Origin of the sequence: Heyndrickxia shackletonii, assembly GCF_001420715.1 — a bacterium.
In the GTDB taxonomy this organism is placed as follows: Bacteria; Bacillota; Bacilli; order Bacillales; family Bacillaceae_C; genus Margalitia; species Margalitia shackletonii.
On record NZ_LJJC01000004.1, the window covers coordinates 3,207,766 to 3,233,225 of the forward strand.

26 protein-coding genes are annotated in these 25,460 nt (G+C 36.1%); 7 read left to right on the forward strand and 19 right to left on the reverse strand.

Annotation, left to right across the window (positions count from 1 at the left end):
- Positions 1-4: 4 nt before the first annotated feature.
- Positions 5-1,075 carry a CAP domain-containing protein gene (locus AN964_RS15385; protein ID WP_437177118.1) on the reverse strand — a complete coding sequence of 357 codons (1,071 nt, stop codon included), beginning with the start codon at positions 1,073-1,075 and terminating at the stop codon, positions 5-7.
- Positions 1,076-1,241: 166 nt separating this feature from the next.
- Complete coding sequence (locus AN964_RS15390) at positions 1,242-1,676, reverse strand: CBS domain-containing protein (protein ID WP_055740533.1); 435 nt, start codon at positions 1,674-1,676, stop codon at positions 1,242-1,244.
- 212 nt (positions 1,677-1,888) lie between these two features.
- On the opposite strand from AN964_RS15390, the gene AN964_RS15395 reads away from it, so the two are divergent.
- The gene (locus AN964_RS15395; protein ID WP_055740534.1) at positions 1,889-2,248 is read left to right on the forward strand and encodes a YugN family protein; all 360 of its coding nucleotides are present in this window, start codon (positions 1,889-1,891) and stop codon (positions 2,246-2,248) included.
- Between the two features lie 32 nt (positions 2,249-2,280).
- Here the strand turns inward: AN964_RS15395 and AN964_RS15400 are convergent, their stop codons facing one another.
- From AN964_RS15400 to cyoE, 7 genes are all read right to left on the reverse strand, one after another.
- Positions 2,281-2,742, reverse strand: a complete 462-nt coding sequence (locus tag AN964_RS15400) for a DUF420 domain-containing protein (protein ID WP_055740535.1) — start codon at positions 2,740-2,742, stop codon at positions 2,281-2,283.
- 69 nt (positions 2,743-2,811) lie between these two features.
- The gene (gene ctaG / locus AN964_RS15405) at positions 2,812-3,723 is read right to left on the reverse strand and encodes a cytochrome c oxidase assembly factor CtaG (protein WP_055740536.1); all 912 of its coding nucleotides are present in this window, start codon (positions 3,721-3,723) and stop codon (positions 2,812-2,814) included.
- 145 nt (positions 3,724-3,868) lie between these two features.
- Positions 3,869-4,201, reverse strand: a complete 333-nt coding sequence (gene ctaF, locus AN964_RS15410) for a cytochrome c oxidase subunit IVB (protein WP_055740537.1) — start codon at positions 4,199-4,201, stop codon at positions 3,869-3,871.
- Between the two features lie 4 nt (positions 4,202-4,205).
- Positions 4,206-4,835 carry a cytochrome (ubi)quinol oxidase subunit III gene (locus tag AN964_RS15415; RefSeq protein WP_055740538.1) on the reverse strand — a complete coding sequence of 210 codons (630 nt, stop codon included), beginning with the start codon at positions 4,833-4,835 and terminating at the stop codon, positions 4,206-4,208.
- Positions 4,835-6,712 carry a cytochrome c oxidase subunit I gene (gene ctaD / locus AN964_RS15420; RefSeq protein WP_055740539.1) on the reverse strand — a complete coding sequence of 626 codons (1,878 nt, stop codon included), beginning with the start codon at positions 6,710-6,712 and terminating at the stop codon, positions 4,835-4,837. Before ctaD ends, AN964_RS15415 begins: the two co-directional genes overlap by 1 nt.
- Positions 6,713-6,743: 31 nt before the next feature.
- Positions 6,744-7,826, reverse strand: a complete 1,083-nt coding sequence (gene coxB / locus AN964_RS15425; RefSeq protein WP_055740540.1) for a cytochrome c oxidase subunit II — start codon at positions 7,824-7,826, stop codon at positions 6,744-6,746.
- 88 nt (positions 7,827-7,914) lie between these two features.
- On the reverse strand, positions 7,915-8,832 hold the full coding sequence (gene cyoE / locus AN964_RS15430; RefSeq protein ID WP_055740541.1) for a heme o synthase: 918 nt from the start codon (positions 8,830-8,832) through the stop codon (positions 7,915-7,917).
- Positions 8,833-9,485: 653 nt separating this feature from the next.
- Between cyoE and AN964_RS15435 the strand changes: the two genes are divergently transcribed.
- Positions 9,486-10,421 carry a COX15/CtaA family protein gene (locus tag AN964_RS15435; RefSeq protein WP_055740542.1) on the forward strand — a complete coding sequence of 312 codons (936 nt, stop codon included), beginning with the start codon at positions 9,486-9,488 and terminating at the stop codon, positions 10,419-10,421.
- Positions 10,422-10,482: 61 nt separating this feature from the next.
- Here AN964_RS15435 and pyc read toward each other — a convergent pair whose 3' ends face one another.
- The 3 genes from pyc to AN964_RS15450 form a co-directional block, all read right to left on the reverse strand.
- On the reverse strand, positions 10,483-13,926 hold the full coding sequence (pyc, locus tag AN964_RS15440; RefSeq protein WP_055740543.1) for a pyruvate carboxylase: 3,444 nt from the start codon (positions 13,924-13,926) through the stop codon (positions 10,483-10,485).
- Positions 13,927-14,206: 280 nt separating this feature from the next.
- Positions 14,207-15,421 (reverse strand): FtsW/RodA/SpoVE family cell cycle protein, encoded by a 1,215-nt coding sequence (locus tag AN964_RS15445; protein ID WP_055740544.1) that lies wholly within the window; start codon positions 15,419-15,421, stop codon positions 14,207-14,209.
- Between the two features lie 311 nt (positions 15,422-15,732).
- On the reverse strand, positions 15,733-16,014 hold the full coding sequence (locus AN964_RS15450; protein ID WP_055740545.1) for an Fpa/YlaN family protein: 282 nt from the start codon (positions 16,012-16,014) through the stop codon (positions 15,733-15,735).
- Positions 16,015-16,202: 188 nt separating this feature from the next.
- Between AN964_RS15450 and AN964_RS15455 the strand changes: the two genes are divergently transcribed.
- Complete coding sequence (locus AN964_RS15455) at positions 16,203-16,685, forward strand: hypothetical protein (protein ID WP_055740546.1); 483 nt, start codon at positions 16,203-16,205, stop codon at positions 16,683-16,685.
- Between the two features lie 82 nt (positions 16,686-16,767).
- On the opposite strand, the gene AN964_RS15460 is transcribed toward AN964_RS15455, so the two are convergent.
- Positions 16,768-18,096: a PhoH family protein gene (locus tag AN964_RS15460; RefSeq protein WP_055740547.1), complete on the reverse strand. Its 1,329-nt coding sequence runs from the start codon at positions 18,094-18,096 to the stop codon at positions 16,768-16,770.
- 400 nt (positions 18,097-18,496) lie between these two features.
- Between AN964_RS15460 and AN964_RS15465 the strand changes: the two genes are divergently transcribed.
- Together AN964_RS15465 and AN964_RS15470 are read left to right on the forward strand one after the other, a co-directional pair.
- On the forward strand, positions 18,497-19,093 hold the full coding sequence (locus tag AN964_RS15465; protein WP_055740548.1) for a YhcN/YlaJ family sporulation lipoprotein: 597 nt from the start codon (positions 18,497-18,499) through the stop codon (positions 19,091-19,093).
- Between the two features lie 73 nt (positions 19,094-19,166).
- Positions 19,167-19,352, forward strand: a complete 186-nt coding sequence (locus tag AN964_RS15470; RefSeq protein WP_055740549.1) for a YlaI family protein — start codon at positions 19,167-19,169, stop codon at positions 19,350-19,352.
- Between the two features lie 27 nt (positions 19,353-19,379).
- On the opposite strand, the gene AN964_RS15475 is transcribed toward AN964_RS15470, so the two are convergent.
- Both AN964_RS15475 and typA read right to left on the reverse strand, forming a co-directional pair.
- Positions 19,380-19,706 carry a YlaH-like family protein gene (locus AN964_RS15475; RefSeq protein ID WP_055740550.1) on the reverse strand — a complete coding sequence of 109 codons (327 nt, stop codon included), beginning with the start codon at positions 19,704-19,706 and terminating at the stop codon, positions 19,380-19,382.
- A 135-nt stretch (positions 19,707-19,841) separates the two neighbouring features.
- The gene (typA, locus tag AN964_RS15480) at positions 19,842-21,680 is read right to left on the reverse strand and encodes a translational GTPase TypA (RefSeq protein ID WP_055740551.1); all 1,839 of its coding nucleotides are present in this window, start codon (positions 21,678-21,680) and stop codon (positions 19,842-19,844) included.
- Positions 21,681-21,844: 164 nt separating this feature from the next.
- On the opposite strand from typA, the gene AN964_RS15485 reads away from it, so the two are divergent.
- Positions 21,845-22,030, forward strand: coding sequence for a YlaF family protein (locus AN964_RS15485; RefSeq protein WP_055740552.1), 186 nt, complete (start codon positions 21,845-21,847; stop codon positions 22,028-22,030).
- Between the two features lie 36 nt (positions 22,031-22,066).
- On the opposite strand, the gene AN964_RS15490 is transcribed toward AN964_RS15485, so the two are convergent.
- Both AN964_RS15490 and AN964_RS15495 read right to left on the reverse strand, forming a co-directional pair.
- The gene (locus tag AN964_RS15490) at positions 22,067-22,861 is read right to left on the reverse strand and encodes an inositol monophosphatase family protein (RefSeq protein ID WP_200915623.1); all 795 of its coding nucleotides are present in this window, start codon (positions 22,859-22,861) and stop codon (positions 22,067-22,069) included.
- Positions 22,862-23,009: 148 nt separating this feature from the next.
- The gene (locus AN964_RS15495) at positions 23,010-23,204 is read right to left on the reverse strand and encodes a YkzI domain-containing protein (protein WP_055740554.1); all 195 of its coding nucleotides are present in this window, start codon (positions 23,202-23,204) and stop codon (positions 23,010-23,012) included.
- 248 nt (positions 23,205-23,452) lie between these two features.
- Between AN964_RS15495 and AN964_RS15500 the strand changes: the two genes are divergently transcribed.
- The gene (locus AN964_RS15500; RefSeq protein ID WP_055740555.1) at positions 23,453-24,070 is read left to right on the forward strand and encodes a DUF1054 domain-containing protein; all 618 of its coding nucleotides are present in this window, start codon (positions 23,453-23,455) and stop codon (positions 24,068-24,070) included.
- 56 nt (positions 24,071-24,126) lie between these two features.
- Here the strand turns inward: AN964_RS15500 and AN964_RS15505 are convergent, their stop codons facing one another.
- Positions 24,127-24,396: a UPF0223 family protein gene (locus AN964_RS15505; protein WP_055740556.1), complete on the reverse strand. Its 270-nt coding sequence runs from the start codon at positions 24,394-24,396 to the stop codon at positions 24,127-24,129.
- Positions 24,397-24,431: 35 nt separating this feature from the next.
- Positions 24,432-25,391, reverse strand: a complete 960-nt coding sequence (locus AN964_RS15510; RefSeq protein WP_055740557.1) for an NAD(P)H-dependent flavin oxidoreductase — start codon at positions 25,389-25,391, stop codon at positions 24,432-24,434.
- Positions 25,392-25,460 lie beyond the last annotated feature (69 nt).

Genomic DNA, 25,460 nt, shown 5'->3' on the forward strand with positions numbered 1-25,460 from the left:
ATATTTATTTCCAGCTTTTCTCAATGAAGTTTTGAGTATAGTATTTCTGATAAACCCCTACACCAAGATGTGTAAATCCTTTTTCAAGTAAGGATTTCCTGTGACCTTCAGAGTTTAACCATCCTTCGACGGCAGCCGGTCCATCCAGATATTGTGCTGCAATATTTTCTCCTGCTAATTGATAAAAAACATGTGCTGTTTCCAATCTTTTTGCCAGATCTCCATATTTAGGGGATTCATGCGAAAAATATTGTTCTTTGAACATATCCTCACTATGTTGGTATGCTACTTGAGCTACATTGCTGTCCCATTCGAGCTTATTTAGTTTAAATCTCTCACGAATAATGTTTGTTAAGTCAAAAATTTGTTGTTCACTGCCTTTTTCAATAACGTTCCATTGTGCATCATCCGGCTCTTTTGGCTTAATAAGCTCCCCCCGATAAACCATTTCATACGGTCTTTGTTTAATAAGTGTTTCCTTATTCATAAACCTGATACTTGATAATGTACCTGTGAATTTATCTAACGAAAGCTGTGCAAAGATATCTCCCAATTTAATTAATGGACGGATATTTAAATCCTCTTCGGATAATTCAAAACGATAATAGCCTTTATTATAATTAACAAGGATTTCAGTATTTAATAAGATAGATTTATAAATGTCCTCGACCTTTTCCCCTATTCTAAATGGTTGGATCCCTAAATCATTCCCAATTGCAAAAATAGTAACTACCTTGCCGTTCTCTACCCCTGCCTGAAAATACTTTTTGTCATTATGATTATAAATCCACCAGTCGTAATCATATGCCGAAGAGTCTATTCTCGAAGGTCTCCCATACGTTTTTATAAGGATGTTTGTCTTCTTACCAATAAATGTAGAAATTCCTTTTACTGGTCGTTTGTAGCTTTTCCCTGTTTCCTGCTTTGTAATCAGATTATCCGGATCCTTCTTTGGTTGATGTGAACTATTATCACCATTCAAAATTGTGCTGTCATTATCCGGACGTAAATGAAAATATAAACTAATAATAAAAATAATTGCTAAAACAATTAATACTTTTATAAAAGTACGCAGCATTCGTTCCTCCTTCCATGATGAATTTAATCTATATTAAAAATTCTTATAATATTTCATTCCTTACCTTCATTATAGCATTTAATGAAAAGGAGATTACAATAGTTATGTAAAGATAATGTAAGAAACCTCTCAATTTTATGAGAGGTTCACTTTGTACATCCATTTAATGGTTTAATTGGTCTTCTGTGGTTTCGGATATTTGAGATAGTGCTTCTCCTGCTTGGTGGTCCGTTAAATCGCGAACAGCAAAATCGCCTAATGCAACTATACCAACCAATTTACTTTTTTCTACCACTGGCAGTCGTCGAATTTGATGCTGTGCCATCATTCTCGCAGCTTCTTGTGTCGTAGTATCAGGCGTAATGGTAAATAAATTGGTACTCATTACTTCTTCTACCTTTGATGAAAACGGTTGTCTTTCAGCTACACAGCGAAGAACGATATCGCGATCTGTAATCATGCCCACTAGACGTTCATTATCGATAATGGGAATGGCACCCACATTTTCTTCTTTCATTTTTAATGCCACCTCATGAATCGTATCTAAGAGTGAACATGTCTCCACTTCTTTCGTCATAATATCCCGTACCTGTGTCATGTAAAAATCCTCCTTATTGTCTATCAAAGAGTTGGCGATTTCCAACAGTTATAACTTATCCTACCCCTTGGAGTTTATTCGTTCGCATCTATTGTCGTATAATTCACAATGTATACATTGCAAGTTAGTAAATTTTGGACTATTATTAAACATGAGACTAATTGCGCATTTTAATAATTGAAAATGCTTTACTGTTATTAGGAGGTAAAAAAATGAGATTCGAAAATACAAATCTTGAGACATTTAAAATCGACTTAAATCGCTTAGATGATGTAATGGAAAGACATGGAATGGTACGTGCAGGGCAATGGGATTATGAACGAGTTTCCTATGATCGCAAATTTCAAGTAAAAGAAGGTCTTTATTATCTTCGAGTGCAAGGTTATGCTGTCGAAGGAGATGTCGATACTTTTGATGCAGTAATTCAATTGATGGTGCCGATTTTAGGAAAATATTATTACCCACATGGAGTAGAATATGGTGAGGATGAAGTCTATCCAACACATTTAGTGAATCAATGTGAGAAACTCCTTGCAAACATTAAAAAAGAAGTGGAAGCATTTGCAGAATAAAAAACAGTTCAGGATTTTCCTGAACTGTTTTTTTAAGTTCCAAGTATCGCTTTAATCATAGAGGTGGTTTCTCCTCCGTGGTAAAAGACATATAAAAGCATATAAACTACGACGCCAGTAATGGCAGTGAAGAACCAAACATTACTTGTAAAAGGTCCTAATTTACGATGAAATTGATATTTCTTTTTATAACCTGACCATAAAGAAATGACACCTAAAACTGCCCCCACCGTTGCTAAAGTAATGTGGAAAATGAGAAAGATGGTATAATAAATCTTAATGTTTTCAGGTCCACCAAAAGAAGTATTTCCGATAAATATCGTTCTAGTTGCATAAATAATGAAGAATACAAGAGCAAATATTGCTGCCGTTATCATCATTTTAATATGCTGCTGGGTTTTTCTTTTCTTAATAAATGACCAGCCAATAGCGACAAAAACTGCACTAATAACGATACAAGAAGTGCTTATAGTTGGCAAAATAGGTAATGACATTATTTCGTCCTCTCAAAAATTATTTTCAGCAAAATTATGTATATAGAAGAAACATGCGTCTTCTATAAATTACTTCACTGGTTCTGGTTTATTTGCTAGCATCATTTCAGTAAATTTCTCTGCTTCTTCCTGATCCTTTCTAAACCACTCAAACAGGATTTTTCCAAGAATAACAATATCCGCAATTTCTTGAACGATTTTCATAATAACTCCGCCCAACTGCTGATCTTCTAATACAGGAAGTGGTGAAAAAAGCTCTGGACCGCTTAAATTTAAATTAGCCAATGTATCCATAGGAACACATAAAGACATTGCTTGTAGCCAGCTGGTGCTATCAGAATAGGTTTGATAAATTGGATGACCCGCAAATATGATAATACCGCAAGCAGGTGTTAAGAGAATAGCACTGGTAATTAAATATGCAACCTTTTTTACACCGGATAATTGATTTTGTCCTGGTACCTTATTAATCATCGGCCACCATAAAAATACTGCTAAAATAAACAAGAATAAAGTATATAATCCATGTTCAATCTCACTTTTCTTAATTGTATCAAACACAAATGGCAAGTGATATAAGGAAAAGAATACATTAAATAAGATGACGGAAATGACCGGCTTCGTAAAAAAACGAAATATTTGTTTAACAACAGGTAGCCCTAAAATAGAAAGCCACAGCCAATTTGGGATGCCTAATATAAACAATGGTGCAATTATCATTACTAGAAACGACATTTGAATCATGTGCATAGAAAACATAATATGGCCCATTAAATCAATCGGCGATCCCTTAACCGCATATAACAGAACCATTGATAATATAAAGTATGTAGCTTGTTTAACCTTTAATGGTTCACTATTTTTAAAATGTTTTCTCCAAACAGTTGTAATTAGAAAATACAATACGGTTATAAATAATATGGTTAATAAAAAGAATGGACTCCACAGCGCTCGAAAACCAAAAATACTAATTGCTCCCATTATCCTCACCTCACTTAGTTAAATGCTCAACTTTCATTATACTTTTGTTGGATGGAGACTTCAACGTGTGTTGACTTTAGTTATTGACAGATTGATTACATTTCCATTAATGCAAAAAATCCAGACCGCAGTCTGGATTTCTGTCTTACCACCAAATAATCGTACTGAAAGTTAGGATGGTAAGGAAGGCAACTAAAACTCCTGAAAATAGAAACAATTGTGGAGCTTCATGGCCTTTATGACTCATATGCATGAAATAATACAGTTGAAAGATTACCTGCACAATTGCAAGTAATAAGATAATTGGAATCGTAAACCACTTTGAAAAATCAGCGTAAACTGCTCCAAATGCGATTAATGTTAAGAAAATCATTAACGCAAAGGAAACTACTTGATATTTCATTTCCTCCGCACTTTTTCTTCGACGATAGTCATAATCAACTCGAGGGTTACCAGTTTTTACTTGTTCATTCGTCATATTCTTATCCCACCATTCCCATTAAGTATACGACAGTGAAAATGAAAACCCATACAACGTCGATGAAATGCCAGTATAAACTTGCTACATAGAACTTAGGTGCATTATATAGGTTTAAACCACGTCCAGAATTTCGAAGCATTAGTGTAAGAATCCAGAGAAGACCAAAGGCAACGTGACCTCCATGGAAACCTACTAATGTATAAAATGCAGAACCAAATGCACTGCTTGTAAAAGTATGATGAAAATGGGTTACATAATGATGAAACTCATAAACCTCGGTACCAAGAAATCCAGCACCTAATAGAACCGTAATTAGTAACCATGCTTGCATCTTTTTAAATGCAAAGTTTTTCATGTGATACATTGCGTACACACTTGTGATAGAGCTTACTAATAGTAACATTGTTGCTAAAAATGATAATGGTAATTCAAAAAGGTCTTTAGCATGTGCCATTGACGGATCAGGTACTTTATCCTTTAAGGCAATATAAGTAGCGAAAAGTGAAGCAAATAGTACAGTTTCTCCACCAAGGAATAGCCAAAAGCCTAAAAATTTATTTTTTGCTTCGAGGGTTGCTTTTTCAGGCGCTTCAGGCCAAGTTTTTGGCGTGAATTGTTCTTCTACATGCATTATGCCTTAACCCCCTTATCTTTATCATCTTCCAAAAGTTCTTCTTTATGAATATGGAATCCATGATAATCCTTAACAGAGCGAATTAACATACCTAATAATGCTATAGCAATTCCAATGATAAGAACTGGAAGTCCCCATGTATTGCCTTGGTCTCTATGATATAGTGCTCCGAAAGCAGCTATAAATAATCCCCCTGAAATTACAACCGGTAATATAGATGCATCTGGCATATGTATATCACCAAGTGGTTCAGCTGGTGTCAGCTCTTTCTTACCTTCCATTTTTTCAATCCACCATGTATCTACACCGCGAACAAGTGGCAACTGTTTGAAATTATAGAATGGCGGTGGTGATGGGATTGCCCATTCAAGAGTACGTCCATCTCCCCAAGGGTCATTTCCGATACGTTTGTTTTGTACAGTAGTAATGACGATATTAATTAGCATTACAATGACACCGAATGCCATAAAAGCAGCACCGATTGAACTTATAAGGTTTGCTGTATCCCAGCCTTGATTAGGTAAGAATTTCCAAACGCGACGTGGCATTCCTAGTAAACCAAGGAAATGTTGAATAAAGAACGTTAAATGGAAACCAATCAAGAACGTCCAGAATGTAATTTTTCCTAGTGTTTCATTTAACATGGTTCCAAACATTTTTGGCCAGTAGAATTGTGTACCAGCGATGATCGCAAATACAACCCCGCCAACAATTACGTAGTGAAAGTGAGCAACTACGAAATAAGTATCATGATATTGATAATCTGCTGGAGCTGCAGCTAACATAACTCCAGTAACCCCACCCATTAAGAAGGAAGGAATAAATGCAGCAGACCATAGCATTGGAGTTGTAAATTTAATATTTCCGCCCCACATTGTAAATAGCCAGTTAAATATTTTCATACCTGTTGGGATGGCAATTGTCATGGTTGCTACCGCAAAAATCGCGTTTGCAACATTCCCAAGACCAACTGTAAACATATGGTGAGCCCATACCATGAATCCTAAAAATCCGATTAAGACTGTTGCAAAAACCATGGAAGAATATCCGAATAGTCTTTTTCGTGAAAATACAGGAATAATTTCTGAGAAAATACCGAATGCCGGTAAAATTAAAATATATACTTCCGGGTGTCCGAAGATCCAGAATAAATGTTCCCAAATAATTGTATTTCCTCCGCTGGCAACATCAAAGAACTGCGCCCCAAACATACGGTCAAATGTCATTAAGAACAATCCAACTGTAAGTGGAGGGAATGCAAATAAAATTAATGCAGAAGTAACAAATGTTGTCCAAGTAAACATAGGCATACGCATATAGGTCATACCAGGTGCACGCATATTAATTATGGTAACAAGAAAGTTAATTCCCCCCATTAACGTACCAAAACCGGACAGCTGAAGACCTAATGAATAAAAGTCAATCCCATGACCAGGTGAATCAATGGATAAAGATGCATAAGAAGTCCATCCTGCATCCGGTGCTCCGCCTAAAAACCATGATAAGTTTAAGAATACTCCCCCGAAAAAGAAGAACCAAAAACCTAATGAATTGACGAATGGGAATGCAACGTCACGTGCACCAATTTGAAGTGGCATGACAGCATTCATAAACGCAAATACCAATGGCATTGCGGCTAAGAAAATCATTGTCGTTCCGTGCATGGTCAGCACTTCGTTATAAAGGCCAGCACTAACAAAATTATTGTCAGGTATAGCAAGCTGGATACGAATCATCATGGCTTCAATACCACCGATCAAAAAGAACAATCCACCCGCAATGAGATAAAGGATGGCAATCTTTTTATGGTCTACTGTTGTTAAGTAGTCCCAAATGGTAGCACCAAAACCTTTCTTTTGAGCTTTAGTACTCACAGTTAAACCTCCCTTTTGTGCCTAAAAACTTTTAACGATTTTCCACTTTTAAGCCCATTAGGTAATCAGCTAATGCGTCTAAATCTTGATCAGATAGCTGATCTTTGAAAGCTGGCATTTTATTACCTGGTTTATAGGCTTGTGGATCTTTAATCCATTTTATTAGGTTCTCTTTATTATGATCCAGAATACCTGCAACGCGCTCACGTTCACCAAATGTCGCTAAGTTAGGTGCCATACGTGCCTGTGCAGGTCTCTTGTCATTTGGCGTTACAGCATGACATTGTGCACATGATTTTTTGAAAACATTTTCACCATCAGTAGCCAATGCCGTTGTAGGCGTAGGATTTGTATCTGCTTTCATTTTGTCAACCCAGCTTGCAAAATCTGCTTGTGACATTGTTTTTACTTTAAAATCCATTAAACCATGAGAAGGTCCGCAAAGTTCAGCACATTTACCGTAAAATAAATTGTTTGCTTCTTTTGCTTTTTTACTGTCTACTTCTAACCAGAATTTATTTACGTTATCAACGTTTGCATCAATTTTCCCGCCAATCGCAGGAATCCAAAATGCGTGTTTTACATCAGAAGATTTAACGTTGAAATATACTTTCTCATTTTCTGGCATTACTAAAGTTTGGCTTGTAATAATACCTTCATCAGGATATTCAAATTCCCACCAATAAAGATTTGCACGCACATTAACAACAAGTACTTTGGAATGTCCGTTTTTATCTTTTTTATCCATTGCCTTCGTATCACCTAAATTGAAGGTGGTTGCGACAACTGGAATTGCTAAAATTAGTAGCAAAATGATTGGAATAACAGTCCAGATAATCTCTAATACGTGATTTCCTTCCACTTGTTTCGGAATATAATCTTCTTTTCCTTTTTTGCGTCGGAAACGAATTAGTGCAGTAACATAAATAATGACTACTACTGCTATTACAATTAACATGATGCCTGTACTCAAAATCATTAAATGATATTGTTTCCTGGCAACTTCACCGGCTGGATCCAAGGTAGATAAATATGGTTTCCCACAGCCGGAAAGAGCAAGCGCCAATACAGCAAACACTGACATTAAACGCGCGTTTCTCAGCCATTGTTTCATAGCCTTTTCAAACCCCTCTTTCTATTATGTCTTATAAGTTTACAAGGACAAAAAATATATTTGGATTTCTCTTTAAAGAAAGAATTCCCTATCTAATAAGAGTTAGGATAACCATTGCGACAAATAATATGGTTAAATAATTGAGCGAATAAACAAACATAAGCTTCGCCCATTTTAAATCATCTTTCATTTTATAACCATATAAACCTAGTACTAGCCAACCGATATTGAAGGCAGTAGCCAAAATAACAAATGGCAATCCTAGTGAAAATAGGAAAAATGGAAGCGGCAGCAAGCATGCAACCCAAACAACCATATGATTTTTTGTTGTTTTGAAACCTTTTACAACTGGCAGCATTGGAATACCTGCTGCTCTATACTCTTCACATCTTTTCATCGCTAATGCGTAAAAATGCGGTGGTTGCCAAATAAACATTAATATGAAAATAATCCAGGCCACTGTATGTAAATGAGGATCTACTGCAGCCCAGCCAATTAATGGAGGCACTGCTCCTGGAATACTACCAATGATCGTGTTGCTTACAAATAATCGTTTTGACCACATGGTATAAAGAACTACATAACTAAAAACTCCAATTATACCAATTACTCCAGCAGTAATGGAAGTCATAAATAATAGAATCAATCCGATAATAACGAAGCTAAGTCCAAGTGCTAAAACTTTTCCAGCACTAATCTTACCTGTTACTGTTGGTCTTGCTCTTTTGCTGTGCATGATTTGGTCTATATCACGATCAATATAATTATTTAATGCACATGATCCTGCCATTATTAAACCAGAACCTACCAATGCAAGAAAGACAATATCAAGAGATTGAAAAAAATGTTTATCTGTAAATACGATTGCTAACCACAATCCAGTGAATGTTGTAATTAGATTTGAATTAACGATTCCTATTTTAATTAACGATAGAAAATCTTTTAACGCGGTTGTCTCAGGAATTTCTGTTTTTTCTACACCGGTTATAACACGACTGTCGGACATTTTTTTCCCTCCCCTCAAGTTGTTAAGATATACATATAGTTCTACTATAAAACAATTTCTTGTGTAATTTCTATATTTCCACAAATTGTCGTTAATTGTTCATTTTTTTACAGCCAACGAGTGGAAAATATTGCCCGAAAAACCGACATTTAAAGTTTACCACAAAAATATCATAAATAGACTTTTTATATTCATTGTTTCATAAAAAAGCCGTCAGAATCATATTAAATCATAATTGTTGTGATTATTGTGAACTTTTTTTGACTTAATTATGGCAAAATTGTGTCGTTATTGTATTCTTTGTTACTATTCCCACTTTTTGTGTAGATTATTTAAAAAGAAAAGGGAATAATCTCTTGAATGATAATGGCTGTAACAAAATTTTCGGTTGTCTTTTTTTTCTTATTTATGTAGTATCAGTAAGTGAACTTGATCTATTATTTGGATTAACTGTTTATCTTTTAAAGTGTTGTTTTCGTAAATTGCTACCATTACTTTATAAATTAATTTTCAGGGTGCCACGTTCACTATGACCACAAAGAAGTTTTATAAGGTATTCGTCTGCAAAACAACAAAGTTTATGAAAAGAGCCTTAAGAAATAAATATTTTAAATAAATACATAATGATTTTTAATTGAAAGTTGGTGTATAGATTGCATCGAGGATTAAAATGGCTCGCTGTATTAACAACACTCGGAATGCTCTTTGTTTTAATCGGCGGAGCTTTAGTGACGAAGACAGGCTCTTCAATGGGATGCGGAAGGTCTTGGCCCCTGTGCCATGGTCAAATCATACCGAGCCCGCTAACACCTGCAACGATTATCGAATTTGCACATCGATTGGTTTCAGGCAGTGTCGGGATTGTACTATTAATATTGGGAATATGGTCTTGGAAAGCGATAGGGGATAAAAGGGAAACTAAGTTTTTAGTAGTATTATCGTTATTTTTCCTTGTCCTGCAAGCACTAATTGGGGCTGCAGCTGTTGTCTGGGGTCAAAATAGCTTTGTCCTTGCATTGCATTTTGGGATATCGTTGATCTCGTTTGCTTCAGTCCTTTTATTGACAATGCTAATTTTTGAAATCGATCAGAAATTCAATGCTGCTAAATTAATTATTGACCGAAGGATGAAGTTTCACATTATTGGAGTAACGATTTACAGTTATCTAGTTGTTTATTCCGGTGCCCTTGTTCGCCATACAAAGTCAAGTTTGACTTGTTTGGATTGGCCGTTGTGCTTTAATGATTCGACTTTACTTCCGACAAACATTCATCAATGGATTCAGATGGGACATCGATGTGCTGCTGCATTAATTTTTATATGGATTGCTTATATCATGATTATAGCGATTAAAAATTATAAACAGCAGCCTATTTTATATTGGGGCTGGATTATTGCCTTTACACTTGTACTATTACAGGTTTTAGCAGGGGCATCTATAATATTTTCTTTAGGGAATCTTTACATTGAATTAATTCATGCCTTGTTTATATCCTGTTTATTCGGACTTTTAAGCTATTTCCTTTTGCTTGTAAGCCGAAACCAATACTACATTAAGCATCACAAACATGTAAATAAAACGACGTAAAAAAGTGCAGACAAGTGTCTGCACTTTTTTACTTTGCCTTGCTGCGGCGCTTCCGCTTTTCTCATGCTTTCTGTAATTCAATCAACAAGTCACCTGTTTGAATTGATTCACCGTTAGCAGCATAAATCTCCTTCACAATTCCGGAGAATGGCGCTTGCACGGTTGTCTCCATTTTCATTGCTTCCGTAATCATAAGGTGATCCCCTTTTTGTATTTTATCACCTTTATTTACAATGACCTTAATGACAGTCCCCGGCATGGTAGCACCAATTTGTTCTTCGTTTTTAGGGTTAGCTTTTACCTTTTGTACAATAGTAGATTTTAAACTTTCATCGCGGATAACGACTTCACGCGGTTGTCCGTTTAATTCAAAATATATGATTCTTGTGCCATCCGGTCTTGGCTGTCCGATCGATAGCATTTGAACAATTAAGGTTTTACCTGTTTCAATCTCAACCTCTATTTCTTCGCCTATATTCATACCATAAAAGAAAGTCGGAGTGTCAATCACTGAAACATCCCCAAATTGTTCAACGGTTTTCATGTAATCTAAAAACACTTTCGGATACAAGGCATATGATAAGGTATCTAATTTGGTTATTTCGTTACTACCGACTTCCTTTGCCAATGTATCTTGCAATTCGTCAAAATCTACATTTTTTAATAATTCCCCAGGTCGAACAGTGATTGGCAACTTGTCCTTCAATATTACTTTTTGCAACTCAACCGGAAAACCGCCATGTGGCTGTCCAAGGTAACCCTCAAATAATTCCACAACGGAATCAGGAAAGTCTATTTTCGAACCATTCGTAAGTACGTCCTCTTCGGTTAAATCATTTTGAACCATAAATAACGCCATATCTCCGACAACTTTAGAAGAAGGAGTAACTTTTACAATATCCCCAAACATTAAATTTACTTTTGCATACATTTCCTTTACTTCATCCCATCGATCACCCAGTCCAACAGCTTTTGCTTGCTGCTGTAAGTTGCTATATTGCCCACCTGGCATTTCGTGTTGGTAAATTTCCGTATGAGGAGCATTCATTCCGCTCTCAAAATCACGATAGTATTTTCGGACATCTTCCCAATAATTTGATAGTGACTCAACATCGTTTATAGGAATATTAGGAACTCTTTCTGTTCCTTCAAGTGCATAATAAAGTGTATTCATACTTGGCTGGGACGTATGACCAGACATGGAGCTTATAGCTACATCTACAATATCCACACCTGCATCAATAGCTTTAGCATAAGTAAAAATTCCGTTGCCGCTTGTATCATGTGTGTGGAGATGAATCGGAATATTCACCACATCTTTTAGTTCCGAAATTAGCCGATATGCGGCATGCGGTTTTAATAATCCCGCCATATCCTTAATACATAAAATATGTGCACCCTGCAATTCAAGTTCCTTTGCTAAATCCTTATAGTATTGAATGTTATACTTAACTCTTGAAGGATCCTCAATGTCTCCCGTATAACAAATGGAAGCTTCTGCTATTTTCCCGGTTTGTCTTACTGCATCAATGGCAATTTCCATTCCTTTTACCCAGTTTAAGCTATCAAAAATGCGAAATACATCGATCCCTTTAGCTGCAGATTCTTTCACAAATTCGCGAATAACATTATCAGGATAATTTTTATATCCAACAGCATTGGAAGCTCTTAAAAGCATTTGAAATAATATGTTAGGAATACGCTCTCTAAGCTCTGTCAAACGCTGCCATGGATCTTCCTTCAAAAATCGATACGCTACATCAAATGTAGCTCCTCCCCACATTTCTAAAGAAAATAATTCTGGCAATAATTTTGAAGTTGGCTCCGCAATTTTTTTCAGATCATTTGTACGTACCCTCGTTGCAAGTAAAGACTGATGAGCATCCCGGAAAGTTGTATCGGTTAATAGAACTTGTTTTTGCGACTTTATCCATTCTATTACACCGGAAGCACCTTTTTCATCTAATATTTGCTTCGTTCCAGATGGAATATTAGACGAATAGGATAGCTTCGGCACTTGTGGTTTCGCAAAGTGCGGTTTCTCTTTCTTCTCAATTCCAGGAAAACCATTAATGGTGACAGTCCCAATATAAGTTAGCATTTTCGTCCCGCGGTCTTTGCTTATTGGAAAATCAAACAACTCCGGTGTAGTGTCGATAAAAGAAGTATCATATTGTCCATTGATAAATTTTTCATGCTTAACAACATTTATAAGAAACGGAATATTCGTTTTGATTCCCCTAATTCGGAATTCCTGTAAGTTTCTGACCATTTTGGATGCAGCTTGGTTAAAAGTCAACCCCCATGTAGAAAGCTTAACAAGTAAAGAGTCATAATAAGGAGTAATTTCAGCACCTTGGAAACCATTTCCTGCATCCAAACGTACCCCAAAACCGCCTCCAGAACGATAAGCCATAATTTTCCCTGTATCTGGCATAAAGTTATTTAAAGGATCTTCTGTCGTCACACGGGACTGAATGGCAAACCCATTTATTTTTAGTTTCGATTGTTCGGGAATTCCGACTACATCCCCATGTAATGAATGTCCCTCAGCAATCAAAATTTGCGTTTGAACAATATCAACGCCTGTAATCATTTCCGTAATCGTATGCTCTACCTGAACCCTCGGGTTCACCTCGATGAAATAAAAATCATCCCCTGAAACTAAAAATTCTACTGTACCTGCATTAACATAATTTACATTTTTCATTAATCGAACGGCTGACTCACATATTTTTTGACGCAGATCCTCTGAGAGTGATACACATGGTGCAACTTCCACTACCTTTTGATGGCGTCGTTGGACAGAGCAATCGCGTTCAAATAAATGAATAATCTTTCCTTCACAGTCCCCCAAGATTTGCACTTCAATATGTTTTGGGTTATTGATAAACTTCTCAACGTATACTTCATCATTTCCAAAAGCAGCTTTTGCTTCTGATTTCGCGCGTGTGTATGCCTCTTCTACTTCAGGCAGACTATTAACGATCCTCATTCCGCGACCGCCTCCGCCTAATGATGCTTTAATAATAATTGGAAGCCCGTGTTCTTTTACGAAGGATTTGACCTCCGCAACATCTTTAACAGGACCATCGCTGCCAGGAATGACCGGAATTTCTGCTCGTTTCGCTTGTTCTTTTGCCTTTACTTTATCCCCGAACATATCTAAATGGACGGTCTTAGGACCAATGAATATGATTCCTTCTTCTTCACATCTTCGAGCAAACTCAATGTTTTCCGAAAGAAATCCATAGCCGGGATGAATGGCATCTGCATTAGATTTTTTGGCAATATCAATAATCCCTTCAATGTCCAAGTAAGCCTCAATTGGTTTCTTGCCTTCCCCAACTAAATAAGCCTCATCCGCTTTATAACGGTGATAGGAGCCTAAATCTTCCTTCGAATATATAGCTACAGTACGGATATTTAATTCCGTACATGCACGAAATACACGGATTGCAATTTCTCCTCTATTTGCTACCAATACCTTTTCAATTCTTTTCATCATACCTCTCTCCTTCGCAAGATCGTTTTGATGTCAAATTTCCTCACGTGGATAACCAATAAAAAATTATCTACGTCTAGCTTAAGCGCCTATCGGCTTTCGGATTTCTCCGTCTTCTCCCTGAGGGTAAAACATCATGTAAAATTACAATTCAAATTGTACTCGGTGAAATTTAAAGTGCAATTTCAATAGCAAGTGAACTTCCTCACTGTGTTTGCTTTATCTCGAGGTGAGAGACTACAAAATCCGTACGCCGATCAAAAAGGCGCTTTAGCATTTGTCATTGGTGAACCTTAAATGTATTGTATTTGTATTTAATTGGTTTACTAGCAGCTGGCTGATCTTTTTTCTTTTTATACTTCTCCTCGTATTTTATAAACATAGAAACATTTACTAATATTCCTATAGATAATGACAGTAGTAAAAGCGAGGAACCACCGTAGCTAATAAACGGAAGCGGTACACCTGTAATCGGAATTAGGCCCACAGCTCCTCCCAAATTAATAAACGTTTGAATGGCAATCATACTGGATATCCCTATACACAATAAACTTCCAAAGGTATCCCGGCATTTAAGTCCTATATAGATCCCTCTTAATACTAGATATGCTAAGCCAATTATCACAAATGCTACACCGAATATCCCCAGCTCCTCTGCAATAACAGCAATAATAAAATCAGTTTGGGGCTCTGGAAGATATCCTAGCTTTTCAATACTTTGACCAAGTCCCAGACCTTTTAACCCGCCTGATCCAATTGCAAAGTATGAATTAACAAGCTGATGTCCCTCTTTTTGTGATAATTCAAATGGATCCATAAAACCAGTGATTCGTCCCATCTTTGTAGGTGTAAATATTTTATCTTTTTCTATTAACACTACCGGGGAAAGAATGGCTAAAATGACAAGGCCGACACCAAATAGCTTCATCAAAGTTTTAAACTTCATGCCTGAGCACATGATAATAGTCATCCCTATTAAAAAGATTATCCCTGCGGTTCCTGTATCAGGCTGAATGACAATAAGAAAACAAACGAAGATGAGAAAAGCAAGTGGAGGAACAACCCCCTTATTAAAATGGTCTATATACGTTTGTTTTTTCGAATACACAGCTGATAAGTAAATGATAACACTTAATTTTACAAATTCCGACGGCTGAATATTGCTTGATCCCAATACTAACCAACTATTTGCATTGTTAACTATATGTCCGAATACAAAAATAGCCAGTAAACTTAGGATGGATGCGAGCATTATTCCTCCTAAAAAGCGATTCGACTGATATATTTTATATGGCAAAAACGCAGTTAATCCGAAAGCAAATAGTGATAGAATCATATTCTTTAATTGTTTTAAATAAAAATAGTCACTGCTTTGCCCTAATCTAATTGCAGTTACCATGCTTGCACTATAAACCATTACTAATCCAAAGAGACAAAGTAGTATGTACACGGTGATAATGGAGTAGTCAAACGACTTTAAGATTTTTTTAAACATATTAACCTTCCAATCCTTTAGTCTAATAAAGATATTCTTCAAATTGTTAGAATATCCTTCTTTAAAAAGCGATAAATTAAAAGGGAATATTTGTTATGTAAGCTCTTTTCTAAAACTATGTTGCTTTTAAAGATGGAAACCCATTATAAACCATTTAAGAAAAGATGCCCCGAAAACAAGTTAATATTAATGATATAAAACAAGTTACGAAAAGCAACAAACAATATGGAAACAAACTCATGAAGTATAATGCAAGTAAATATCAAAAAAACTCAAACAAATTCAAAAAACTTGTTTGAGTTTTTAAATGCCTATTTTTTAGTGAATGCATCATGTAACGCAGTAAGTTCTCTCTCTAAAGAATCGAGCATTTCCTTGCCATCCTTTTCATCCACTAATCCCAATCTTACTGCAAAATCTATTTCACGGGAAAGGCCGAACATTTGTGTATCCAATACCTCTTCATATAAAGGACATTGGGGCATCGTCAAATTATCCATTTGGACCTTTATTAAACGCAATATTTTTTCTGCATCTATTTTCAACAGATTATAGGCTTTTTCCCGGTAATCTACTTTAATATCAGACGCCAACTTGATCCCCCCGATCCTTACAATAGACAATCCTATTTAAAAATTTTACTAAGAAATTGTATTAATTGCAAGAAAGAAATCCCCTCCAACCCCCTTGTATTTTACCGTTCTTAAAATTGTTCAACTAAATGTGACAATTAGTTCAGAAAAAGATATAATTTTTATATCGCAGGAAGGAGGATTACAAGATGATTATACCATTTAAAGGGAAAGTAAAATATCCAATTACACTTGATGCAGGAACTTGGATTTTTGATGATCGTAAAATCGATTTAAATACATATTTTGATTCTGAAAGAGCAGAAATTGACGAGCTTGAAAATTATACAAAACAGGTCGGGCAATTTTTTGATCGTGAAATTAAAGAAGGTGCTACACCTCCCTCAGAGCAAAAGCCTAAAAAAAGATTTTTAAAAGAAATATTATTAACCGGAACATTCGGAATGAAGCTTGCACCATTTATTAAGACTGCGGAACCATATGGTACAACCTTTGTGCTTGAGACACCTAATGGAGATGTCAGCTTTCCGATTGAAGAAGCATATTCGTTTATAGCGGCTTTCTCAAAGGAAGGTAAGCGACTAGAAGATGGTCCGATTCATATATTATTTGAAGATGGTTCTAACAAGGACAACCCTATAAAAAGTGTTAACGCTTTTCGAATTGAATAATAGAAAGTAAAAAAGCGGAAGGGGTAACCTTCTGCTTTTTTATGAACATCTTCCTATTTTTTTCATACACTATATATCGGTTCTATAAAATGTCTGCTGCCAATTGTGCAAGACCGGAACGTTCACCCTTCATCAATTTTATATGCCCTGCTACAGTTTCATCTTTAAATTTCTCGAGAACATATGTTAAACCGTTATTGTATTCATCTAAGTAAGGGTGGTCTATTTGCTCCGGGTCACCCATTAACACAATCTTACTTCTTTCACCCACCCTTGTTAGGATTGTTTTTACTTCGTGTCTCGTTAGGTTTTGTGCTTCATCAATAATAATAAACTGATCCGGAATACTTCGTCCTCTTATATATGTTAATGCTTCTACTTCAATGGACCCCATACCTGCCAAGATTGCGTCTAGTTCCCCTGGCTTTTTAGTGTTAAATAAATACTCAAGGTTATCATAAATCGGCTGCATCCACGGGCGGAGCTTTTCCTGTTTTTCTCCAGGCAGATATCCTAAATCCTTCCCTACAGGAACGATTGGTCTCGCTACTAGAAGCTTTTTAAAAGTGTGTAAATCTTCTGTTTGCATCAAACCTGCTGCAAGAGCAAGCAAAGTTTTTCCCGTCCCCGCTTTCCCAATCATCGTAACGAGCGGTATATCCGTACGGAAAAGCAGCTCTATCGCCATAGTTTGCTGGACATTTCTCGGTTTTATTCCCCAAACGGAATCAAAAGCGTGAATTAATTTCTTCACAACCTTTCCCGATCTATCTACCATACCAATCGCTGAAGAAGAGCTTCCCAATGCATCCCTCATTATTAAAAATTGATTTGGATAAAATGGATGATTCGTAATTTCTGATAAATGCAGTTCTCCTGTTTCATAAAATTGGTTTAATAACTCAATGTTAATATGAATTTCTAAAAATCCAGTATATATATGGTCGATTTCAACTACGCGATCGTTTAAAAAATCCTCTGCATCTAATCCTAAAGCATCTGCCTTTACCCTGACCAATGCATCTTTACTAACTAGAATAACCTGTTTTCCATTTTCCTTGGCACCTTCTTCAAGAGAGAGATTTTTTGCTACTGCCAAAATTCGATTGTCATTCGTTTTCTCGATGAAAATATCCTGAAGCTGATGAAAAGAGCGATGATTTAGTTCAATTCGAAGCTCTCCACCATTATCAAGCGGAATTTTTTCGTGGAGCTTTCCTGCTTGTCTAAAGCTGTCTATCAATTTGGATACCTGCCTTGCATTACGGCCGATCTCATCCATATACCTTTTCTTTGAATCAACTTCCTCCAGAACTACTGCCGGAATGACAATTTCATTATCTTCAAAAGAAAAAATAGCATATGGATCCTGTAACAAGACATTAGTATCTAACACATATATTTTTTTCAAATTGATGCCTCCTGCTCCTCTTTGGATTAATTTATCTTATGTTTGTTCTCTTCATCCGGTTCATTAGAAGTGGACGGACATTGCTAAAATATATGAATAAACGAATAAAGATAGAAGAAAATTGCACAATATATATAAAAGTGGAAGCGCCTTTCTTATTGACGTACAGACTATTGAAATTTAAAGTGCAAATTTCACCTTAAGGGGCTTCAACGCAAGATTTAGGAAACACAGCAAGGTAGATCAGGAGCTGATGCAGCCTTATTGTATGGAGAAGACTCGGAAGTCCGGTAGTCGATAGGAGTTGAAAGACATGCTTCTAAACTTATTAGATTATTTATATGTTTAAAAACCTATAGTCACTTATTACTATAAAGGCATCCGTGGGAGGTATTGAATTTTGCAAAAGATATGTTTATTGATAGGTCTGCTTCTATTGTTAACTTCGTGTTCACAAAGGAATGGAGTTGCTGAAAATAATCGAAACAACACACCTCAGCCTGTTTCCATGAAAAATAATCAAAACGAAAATGTAGATCGTCAAACAGGACAAGTCATCTCGAAAAGACTTGTACAATTAGCAAGTAACGTACATGGAGTAAAAGATGCTACCGCCGTTGTGTTTGGAAAATACGCGATTGTAGGAATTGACGTAGATTCTAATCTTGAGCGTTCACAAGTTGGAACAATTAAGTATTCCGTTGCGGAAAGCCTTAAACATGATCCATATGGTGCAGAATCCATTGTAGTAGCTGATCCAGATATAAATGCCCGATTAAAGGAAATCGCTGGGGATATTCGAAATGGTAAACCAGGACAAGGGATCATTCGTGAGCTTGCAGATATTGCAGGGAGACTGATGCCTGAAATTCCAAAAAATATTATCCCAGCGAAAAATCCAGATAATGCATTAGAAAAACCAAAACAAAATTTAAACAAGCAAAATGAGAAAAAATTAGAGAACCAGCAAGAAGAACAATCAGAACACAAAAAATAACTTTTCACGATGAATCATGGTATACTGAAAGGGATTTAATCCTGGGAGCAGAAAACTTAGAGGTGTATCTGGAATGAAAGTGAAATGCATTTTATGTGATAAAGTAGAAACTATTGATGATGACACACTAATTGCCAAACGCTTAAAAAATCGCCCTATTCATACATATATGTGTGACGAGTGTCATGAAAGAATAACTAAAAAAACATTAGCAAGATTGGCTTCCAGAGAAGATGGAACTCATCTTGAAGACAAATAAAGACCCGATAATCTATCTTTCGGGTCTTTATATATTTTTTTGTGCCTCTGCTTTTTTCTGGTTGTGCAGACGAATTTTATAAATAATCAAAATTAGACTTGCTACAACTAGCCCTTCTGTAATCGGCAAAAATATCCCAAGAAAAGTTAATATTGTACAACCTAAGATTAAAAAAATGTAAATAACAGCTGATTTTAATATCGGCAGCTTTTTGGCAAATCCAAGCTTAAATACTAAAATACAGAGCGCAATAATAGTCAGATAGAGCAGCCACATCCCTAATTCTGGATTTTGGTCAACCCGATATAAGGAGGCAAAGAAAGAAAGTCTTTCATGTACATCTGTGCTTGGCAAGATTAGTACTCCTTTCCAATTAAAATTATTCAAAAGAGCCAAATTGTTACTTATTTTTATATGTAAATAGAGATGTGAGAAAAGCATTCCCACATCTTTTAGCATAACATATTTTATGGATGGTACATTTTAAAATTATTTCATTTCTGCAAACTTTTGTTTTTTTGCAGCTTTTTCACGTTCATTTTTATTTAATATTTTTTTACGTAAACGAATGGATTCCGGAGTTACTTCACAATATTCATCATCATTTAAATATTCTAATGCCTCTTCCAAGGACATAATACGAGGCTTCTTGATTACAGATGTTTGATCCTTTGTAGCAGAACGAACATTTGTTGCGTGTTTTACTTTTGTAATGTTAACAGTAATATCATTTTCACGGGTATTTTCTCCGACAATCATACCTTCATAAATATCCGTTCCCGGTTCAACAAATATAGTTCCACGATCCTCTACTTGCATAATTCCATAAGTAGTTGTTTTACCTGTTTCCATGGATACAAGCACACCCTGATGACGACCGCCGACTTTACCAGGTTGCATTGGTTGGTAACTGTCAAATGTATGGTTTAAAATACCATATCCGCGTGTTAATGTCATAAACTCTGTTGTATATCCAATTAAGCCCCTTGCCGGAACATTGAAGATTAAGCGAACTTGTCCATTTCCATTATTAATCATGTCCAACATTTCACCTTTGCGGGATCCAATTGATTCAATAATAGCACCTGTATTTTCTTCAGGTATATCAATTTGAACGCGTTCAATTGGCTCACAACGGACACCATCAATTACCTTTACAATAACCTCAGGTTTGGAAACTTGAAGTTCGAATCCTTCACGGCGCATATTTTCAATTAAAATGGAAAGATGCAATTCCCCACGTCCAGACACTACCCATGCATCAGGAGAATCCGTATTTTCTACTTTTAAACTTACATCTGTTTGTAATTGAGCACGTAATCTTTCTTCGATTTTACGGGCTGTAACAAATTTTCCTTCTCTTCCTGCAAAAGGACTGTTATTTACAATAAACGTCATTTGTAATGTAGGCTCATCAATTCGAAGCGGCGGAAGTGCATCTTGATGATCGACAGGACAAACTGTTTCACCAACATTGATATCTTCCATACCAGAAACTGCGACAAGGTCTCCTGCAAATGCTTCTTCAATTTCCATACGCTTCAATCCGAAGAAACCGAATAATTTTGTCACTCTGAATTGTTTCACAGATCCATCTAATTTCATTAATGCTACTTGTTCTCCTACCTTCATCGTTCCGCGGAATACGCGGCCGATTCCGATACGGCCAACATAGTCATTATAATCTAAAAGAGCAACTTGAAATTGTAATGGCTCTTCACGGTTATCGATTGGTGCCGGAATATGTTCCACAATGGTGTCAAATAGAACCTGCATGTTTTCATCCTGTTGATTAGGGTTGTCGCTTGCTGTTCCATTTATTCCAGAAGCATAAATAACAGGGAATTCTAATTGATCTTCATTTGCATCTAATTCGATAAATAATTCGATAACTTCATCAACAACTTCTTCTGGACGAGCAAAATCACGGTCTATTTTATTCACCACAACGATAGGTGTAAGATTTTGTTCTAAAGCCTTTTTCAATACGAAGCGTGTTTGTGGCATACAGCCTTCGTATGCATCGACTACTAACAATACACCGTCAACCATTTTCATAATACGTTCTACTTCACCGCCAAAATCAGCGTGTCCTGGTGTATCCATAATATTAATTTTTTTATCTTTATATTGAATGGCTGTATTTTTGGCAAGGATGGTAATGCCTCTTTCTCTTTCTAAATCATTGGAATCCATTGCACGTTCAGCCACTTGTTCATTTGATCGGAATGTTCCAGATTGCTTTAAAAGCTGATCCACAAGCGTTGTTTTACCGTGGTCAACGTGAGCAATAATAGCTATATTACGTAAATCTTCTCTTCTATTCAAAGTTGTTCCTCCTGACCTTTAAAACGATCATTATTAGTATATCTCCAACCTATGTATTATATCACACTGACTAGAAAAGCAGAAACTTTTTCTGTATTATAGAGAATGGATACAAAAATGATCTTTACCCTTAACAATTGTGTATATAAGGAGGAAATCATAAAGTGAAAGATATTAAATGGGTATTTTTACTCTATGCTATAGGTGCGGCAGTGATGATGATGGGAATAGGTGTTGCCATTGGGGAACGCAGTATTATTGGTGTCTTCTGCTGCATCGTATTATTAATGGTTATCTTAGGATTTGGTTTTAAAACTAAGAAAAGATGGAGAGAAGAAGGAAGACTTTAATACCAAAAGGAGGGTGAACTCATTTTCACCCTCCTCCTATTTTAGCAAATAATCTCGTAAGATTTTTTGATGCAGTCCAGGTTTACTTACAAACACTGTACTTCCCTCCAAGATGTTTAATGGTTCTCCTTTTACCGTAGTAATAGATCCACCAAGCTCCTCTACAAGCATTTTCCCTGCAGCAAAATCCCAAGGAGATAAGCGCATTGCTATGTAAGCATCAAAACGTCCTGTAGCAATATATGCCATTTCAAGCGCAGCAGAACCCAGAGATCTTGTAGAACGAACATCTCTTACAAGCTTATGTAAATTCTCAACTGGGACATGTTTATTAGATATTAACCATGTTGCATTAATTCCAACGATTGCATCGGAAAGTTGCGGCTCTTGAAGCTTAGGCAATCGATTTCCATTAAAATAAGCACCAGAACCTGCAATAACATGATACAGTTCCTTATGTACTACATCGTAAATATATCCTAATTTCCCAATTCCATTTTCATAAATCCCAATAGAAATCGAAAAATTTCTTTGCTGATGAACAAAGTTAACTGTACCATCAATCGGATCAATAATCCAAATCGTTCCTTCTGTATTATGTACGTTTTCCCCGTATCCTTCTTCTCCCAAGATGAGATGTTCAGGGTATTTCTCACGAATTTTTTTAATAAAAAATTGTTCAATTTGTTTATCGATATTTGTCACTAAATCATTTCTGTCCGATTTTGTTTGAATCTGTAAGGTATGTGTAAAGGATTCCGTTATTTTATTACCTGCTTCCTTTATCCATTCGATTACATCTGTATGTACTTGATCCCAATTCGTCACAATGAATCCTCCAAACGTACTAACATAAATGTAAATTTAGCTTAATGGAAAATGATTTCTATTTCAAGTTTACTGCATTACAACCTATACTCACAAAAACGAACCCCATCCTAATAGATGAGGAAAAGAATAAAAATCTTAACCACTTTCCTTAAATAGCTTTCATTTTAAGAAGTTCATCTCTAATTTTTTCTAGTCTCATTTTCGATTTTGTTTTAATTGCTTCATTATTTTCTTGCATTGCTTCATAAAGAACCGCTAATTCATAATCAAGCTCTAGCCGTAATACTGCAATCCGTTCAAGATCATGCTTTTTCTTTTTGGCTGTACCCATTACTTGTTTCATGAAATTCACTTCCTTCCATCTTTATAAACAGCTGCATTTCTTTTTAGTTTTTTTAAAAATTCCTATAAGAAAAGACCGCTCCCACAGATACCGAATTGTTCAAATATTACTTATGATATAGTATGTTTAAAGCAAAAGGTTGCAACAAAAATGTGTTTATACCCAGAATAAAAACCGTTAGATATTTTTGTCGGACAGGTGCCTGAATATGATAAAATATTGCCATATAGTGTAGAGGAGTGTAACAAATGAAGTTTAATGGTTTTACAAACGAAGACTTTGATTTATTTTTAATAGATGGACTTGAAGCAAGGATGGACAAGCTCATTTCTACATTAAGACCTAAGTTAGAGTTACTAGGTGAGCATTTTGCACCAGCCTTAAGTGTTCTGACCGGAGATGAAATGTTTCCCCATGTAGCAAAGCATGCGCGCAGAACAATTAATCCGCCAAATGATACTTGGGTTGCCTTTGCTAATAATAATCGCGGCTATAAAATGCTTCCTCATTTCCAAATTGGATTGTGGCATACGCATTTATTTGTTTGGTTCGCAATTATATATGAATCACCATCTAAAGTCGAATACGGCAAGAAATTTGAGAAGAATATCAATAAAATAATTAGTGAGATACCATCCTCATTTGTTTGGTCAGGTGATCATATGAAGCCTGATGCTACGCCTATGAACGAAATGAGTACAAATGATTTACTACAGATATTTAAAAGAGTGCAAACCATAAAAAAAGCGGAAGTTCTCTGCGGTATAAATATTCCTAGAGAACAAGCAGTAAAAATGTCCGGTGAACAGCTTTTACATAAAATTCAGGATACCTTTAATATTTTAGTACCCCTTTATAAGATGTAACAAACAAAAAATCTATAAAATAGGCACAAAAAAACCGCAGGCTTTCGCTTTGCGGTTTACATTTTAACAATCTTTCCAGGTCCTAATTCCTTCATTTTTTTAATTACCTGGTAAGGAGAATACCCACTCTCTTTTTCAAATTCATTGCAGTATTTTTTCTCCTCTGCTTTTCCGGGAACGATTTCCTTAAATCGTCTGTATTTTTCCATTAACTTTTCACGAACAATTCCCTTTTCGTATGCCATTTCAATCGTTTCAAAAAATTGGATAACATCCACTACTTCCTGGGTGCTCCAATCTGTATCAAATGGATATTGATATTCCATTTCATCACCAGCTTTCTTATTTCCATGCTATTTGTTTATTTTGACCAATTCTCGCGAATATTTTCCGCTTGTTTTATCATTCTTTCAAAAAGCTCAGCAACTGTAGGCACGTCCTTAATAAGTCCCAAGACTTGCCCTGCCCATGCAAAGCCCTCCTCTATTTTTCCATTATAGATAAAATTCTTATTAGCTGTACCGCTTATGTAGGTTTTTAAAGCTTCATACCCACCTTCTTGCTTTTCAATATCAAGAATTCGCTCTGCCCAACTATTTGTGATTGCGCGAGCAGGTGCACCGAGCGATTTTTTTATGATAACCGTGTCTGTTTCTTCTCCTGCGACTAATGCTTGCTTGTATATATCAGAAGCATGGACACATTCCTTTGTCGCAATAAATCTTGTACCCATTTCGACTCCTTCTGCACCTAAGCATAATGCTGCTATTAGCCCTCTGCCATCGCCTATTCCTCCTGATGCAATAACAGGGATGCTTACCGCGTCCACTACCTGTGGAACGAGCACAAAGGTACCGATTTCATCTTTTCCTAAATGCCCTCCCCCTTCATTTCCAACTACCATAACTGCATCAGCACCAAGTTTTTCTGCCTTTTGAGCTTGCTTTTTAGCTGCGACTAATACTAGTTTCTTTACATCTACTCCTTCTAATTGCTCGAAAAAAGGAGTTGGATTCCCACCTGTAACGGAAACAACAGGGACCTTTTCTTCTATAGCCACATCCACAAAATGAGAAAAAGGTCTGCCATGCTGACCAATCGCGAAGTTGACACCAAAAGGTTTATTTGTAAGTTCCCTAACTTTTTTAATCTCTTCCCTTAATTTTTCTGGACTTTCTAATGACATTGCTGTAATTTGTCCGAGACCTCCTGCATTCGAAACTGAAGCAGCCAGCTCAGCATAGGCAAGATAAGCTAATCCACCTTGTATAATAGGATATTTAATTCCAAGTATTTTCGTTACTCTTGTTTCCCAATTCATTCTAAACACTCCCTTCCTCCCTTACTTACTTCTCTATTATAATAATTAATTCCTTTTTGGATAAAGTAA

Bases quoted from the DNA above. Each gene is read 5' to 3' on its own strand.
- AN964_RS15390 (WP_055740533.1), bottom strand. From the start codon at position 1,676: ATGACACAGGTACGGGATATTATGACGAAAGAAGTGGAGACATGTTCA.
- AN964_RS15395 (WP_055740534.1), top strand. From the start codon at position 1,889: ATGAGATTCGAAAATACAAATCTTGAGACATTTAAAATCGACTTAAAT.
- AN964_RS15400 (WP_055740535.1), bottom strand. From the start codon at position 2,742: ATGTCATTACCTATTTTGCCAACTATAAGCACTTCTTGTATCGTTATT.
- ctaG (WP_055740536.1), bottom strand. From the start codon at position 3,723: ATGGGAGCAATTAGTATTTTTGGTTTTCGAGCGCTGTGGAGTCCATTC.
- ctaF (WP_055740537.1), bottom strand. From the start codon at position 4,201: ATGACGAATGAACAAGTAAAAACTGGTAACCCTCGAGTTGATTATGAC.
- AN964_RS15415 (WP_055740538.1), bottom strand. From the start codon at position 4,835: ATGCATGTAGAAGAACAATTCACGCCAAAAACTTGGCCTGAAGCGCCT.
- coxB (WP_055740540.1), bottom strand. From the start codon at position 7,826: ATGAAACAATGGCTGAGAAACGCGCGTTTAATGTCAGTGTTTGCTGTA.
- cyoE (WP_055740541.1), bottom strand. From the start codon at position 8,832: ATGTCCGACAGTCGTGTTATAACCGGTGTAGAAAAAACAGAAATTCCT.
- pyc (WP_055740543.1), bottom strand. From the start codon at position 13,926: ATGAAAAGAATTGAAAAGGTATTGGTAGCAAATAGAGGAGAAATTGCA.
- AN964_RS15445 (WP_055740544.1), bottom strand. From the start codon at position 15,421: ATGTTTAAAAAAATCTTAAAGTCGTTTGACTACTCCATTATCACCGTG.
- AN964_RS15455 (WP_055740546.1), top strand. From the start codon at position 16,203: ATGATTATACCATTTAAAGGGAAAGTAAAATATCCAATTACACTTGAT.
- AN964_RS15470 (WP_055740549.1), top strand. From the start codon at position 19,167: ATGAAAGTGAAATGCATTTTATGTGATAAAGTAGAAACTATTGATGAT.
- AN964_RS15495 (WP_055740554.1), bottom strand. From the start codon at position 23,204: ATGAAACAAGTAATGGGTACAGCCAAAAAGAAAAAGCATGATCTTGAA.
- AN964_RS15500 (WP_055740555.1), top strand. From the start codon at position 23,453: ATGAAGTTTAATGGTTTTACAAACGAAGACTTTGATTTATTTTTAATA.
- AN964_RS15505 (WP_055740556.1), bottom strand. From the start codon at position 24,396: ATGGAATATCAATATCCATTTGATACAGATTGGAGCACCCAGGAAGTA.
- AN964_RS15510 (WP_055740557.1), bottom strand. From the start codon at position 25,391: ATGAATTGGGAAACAAGAGTAACGAAAATACTTGGAATTAAATATCCT.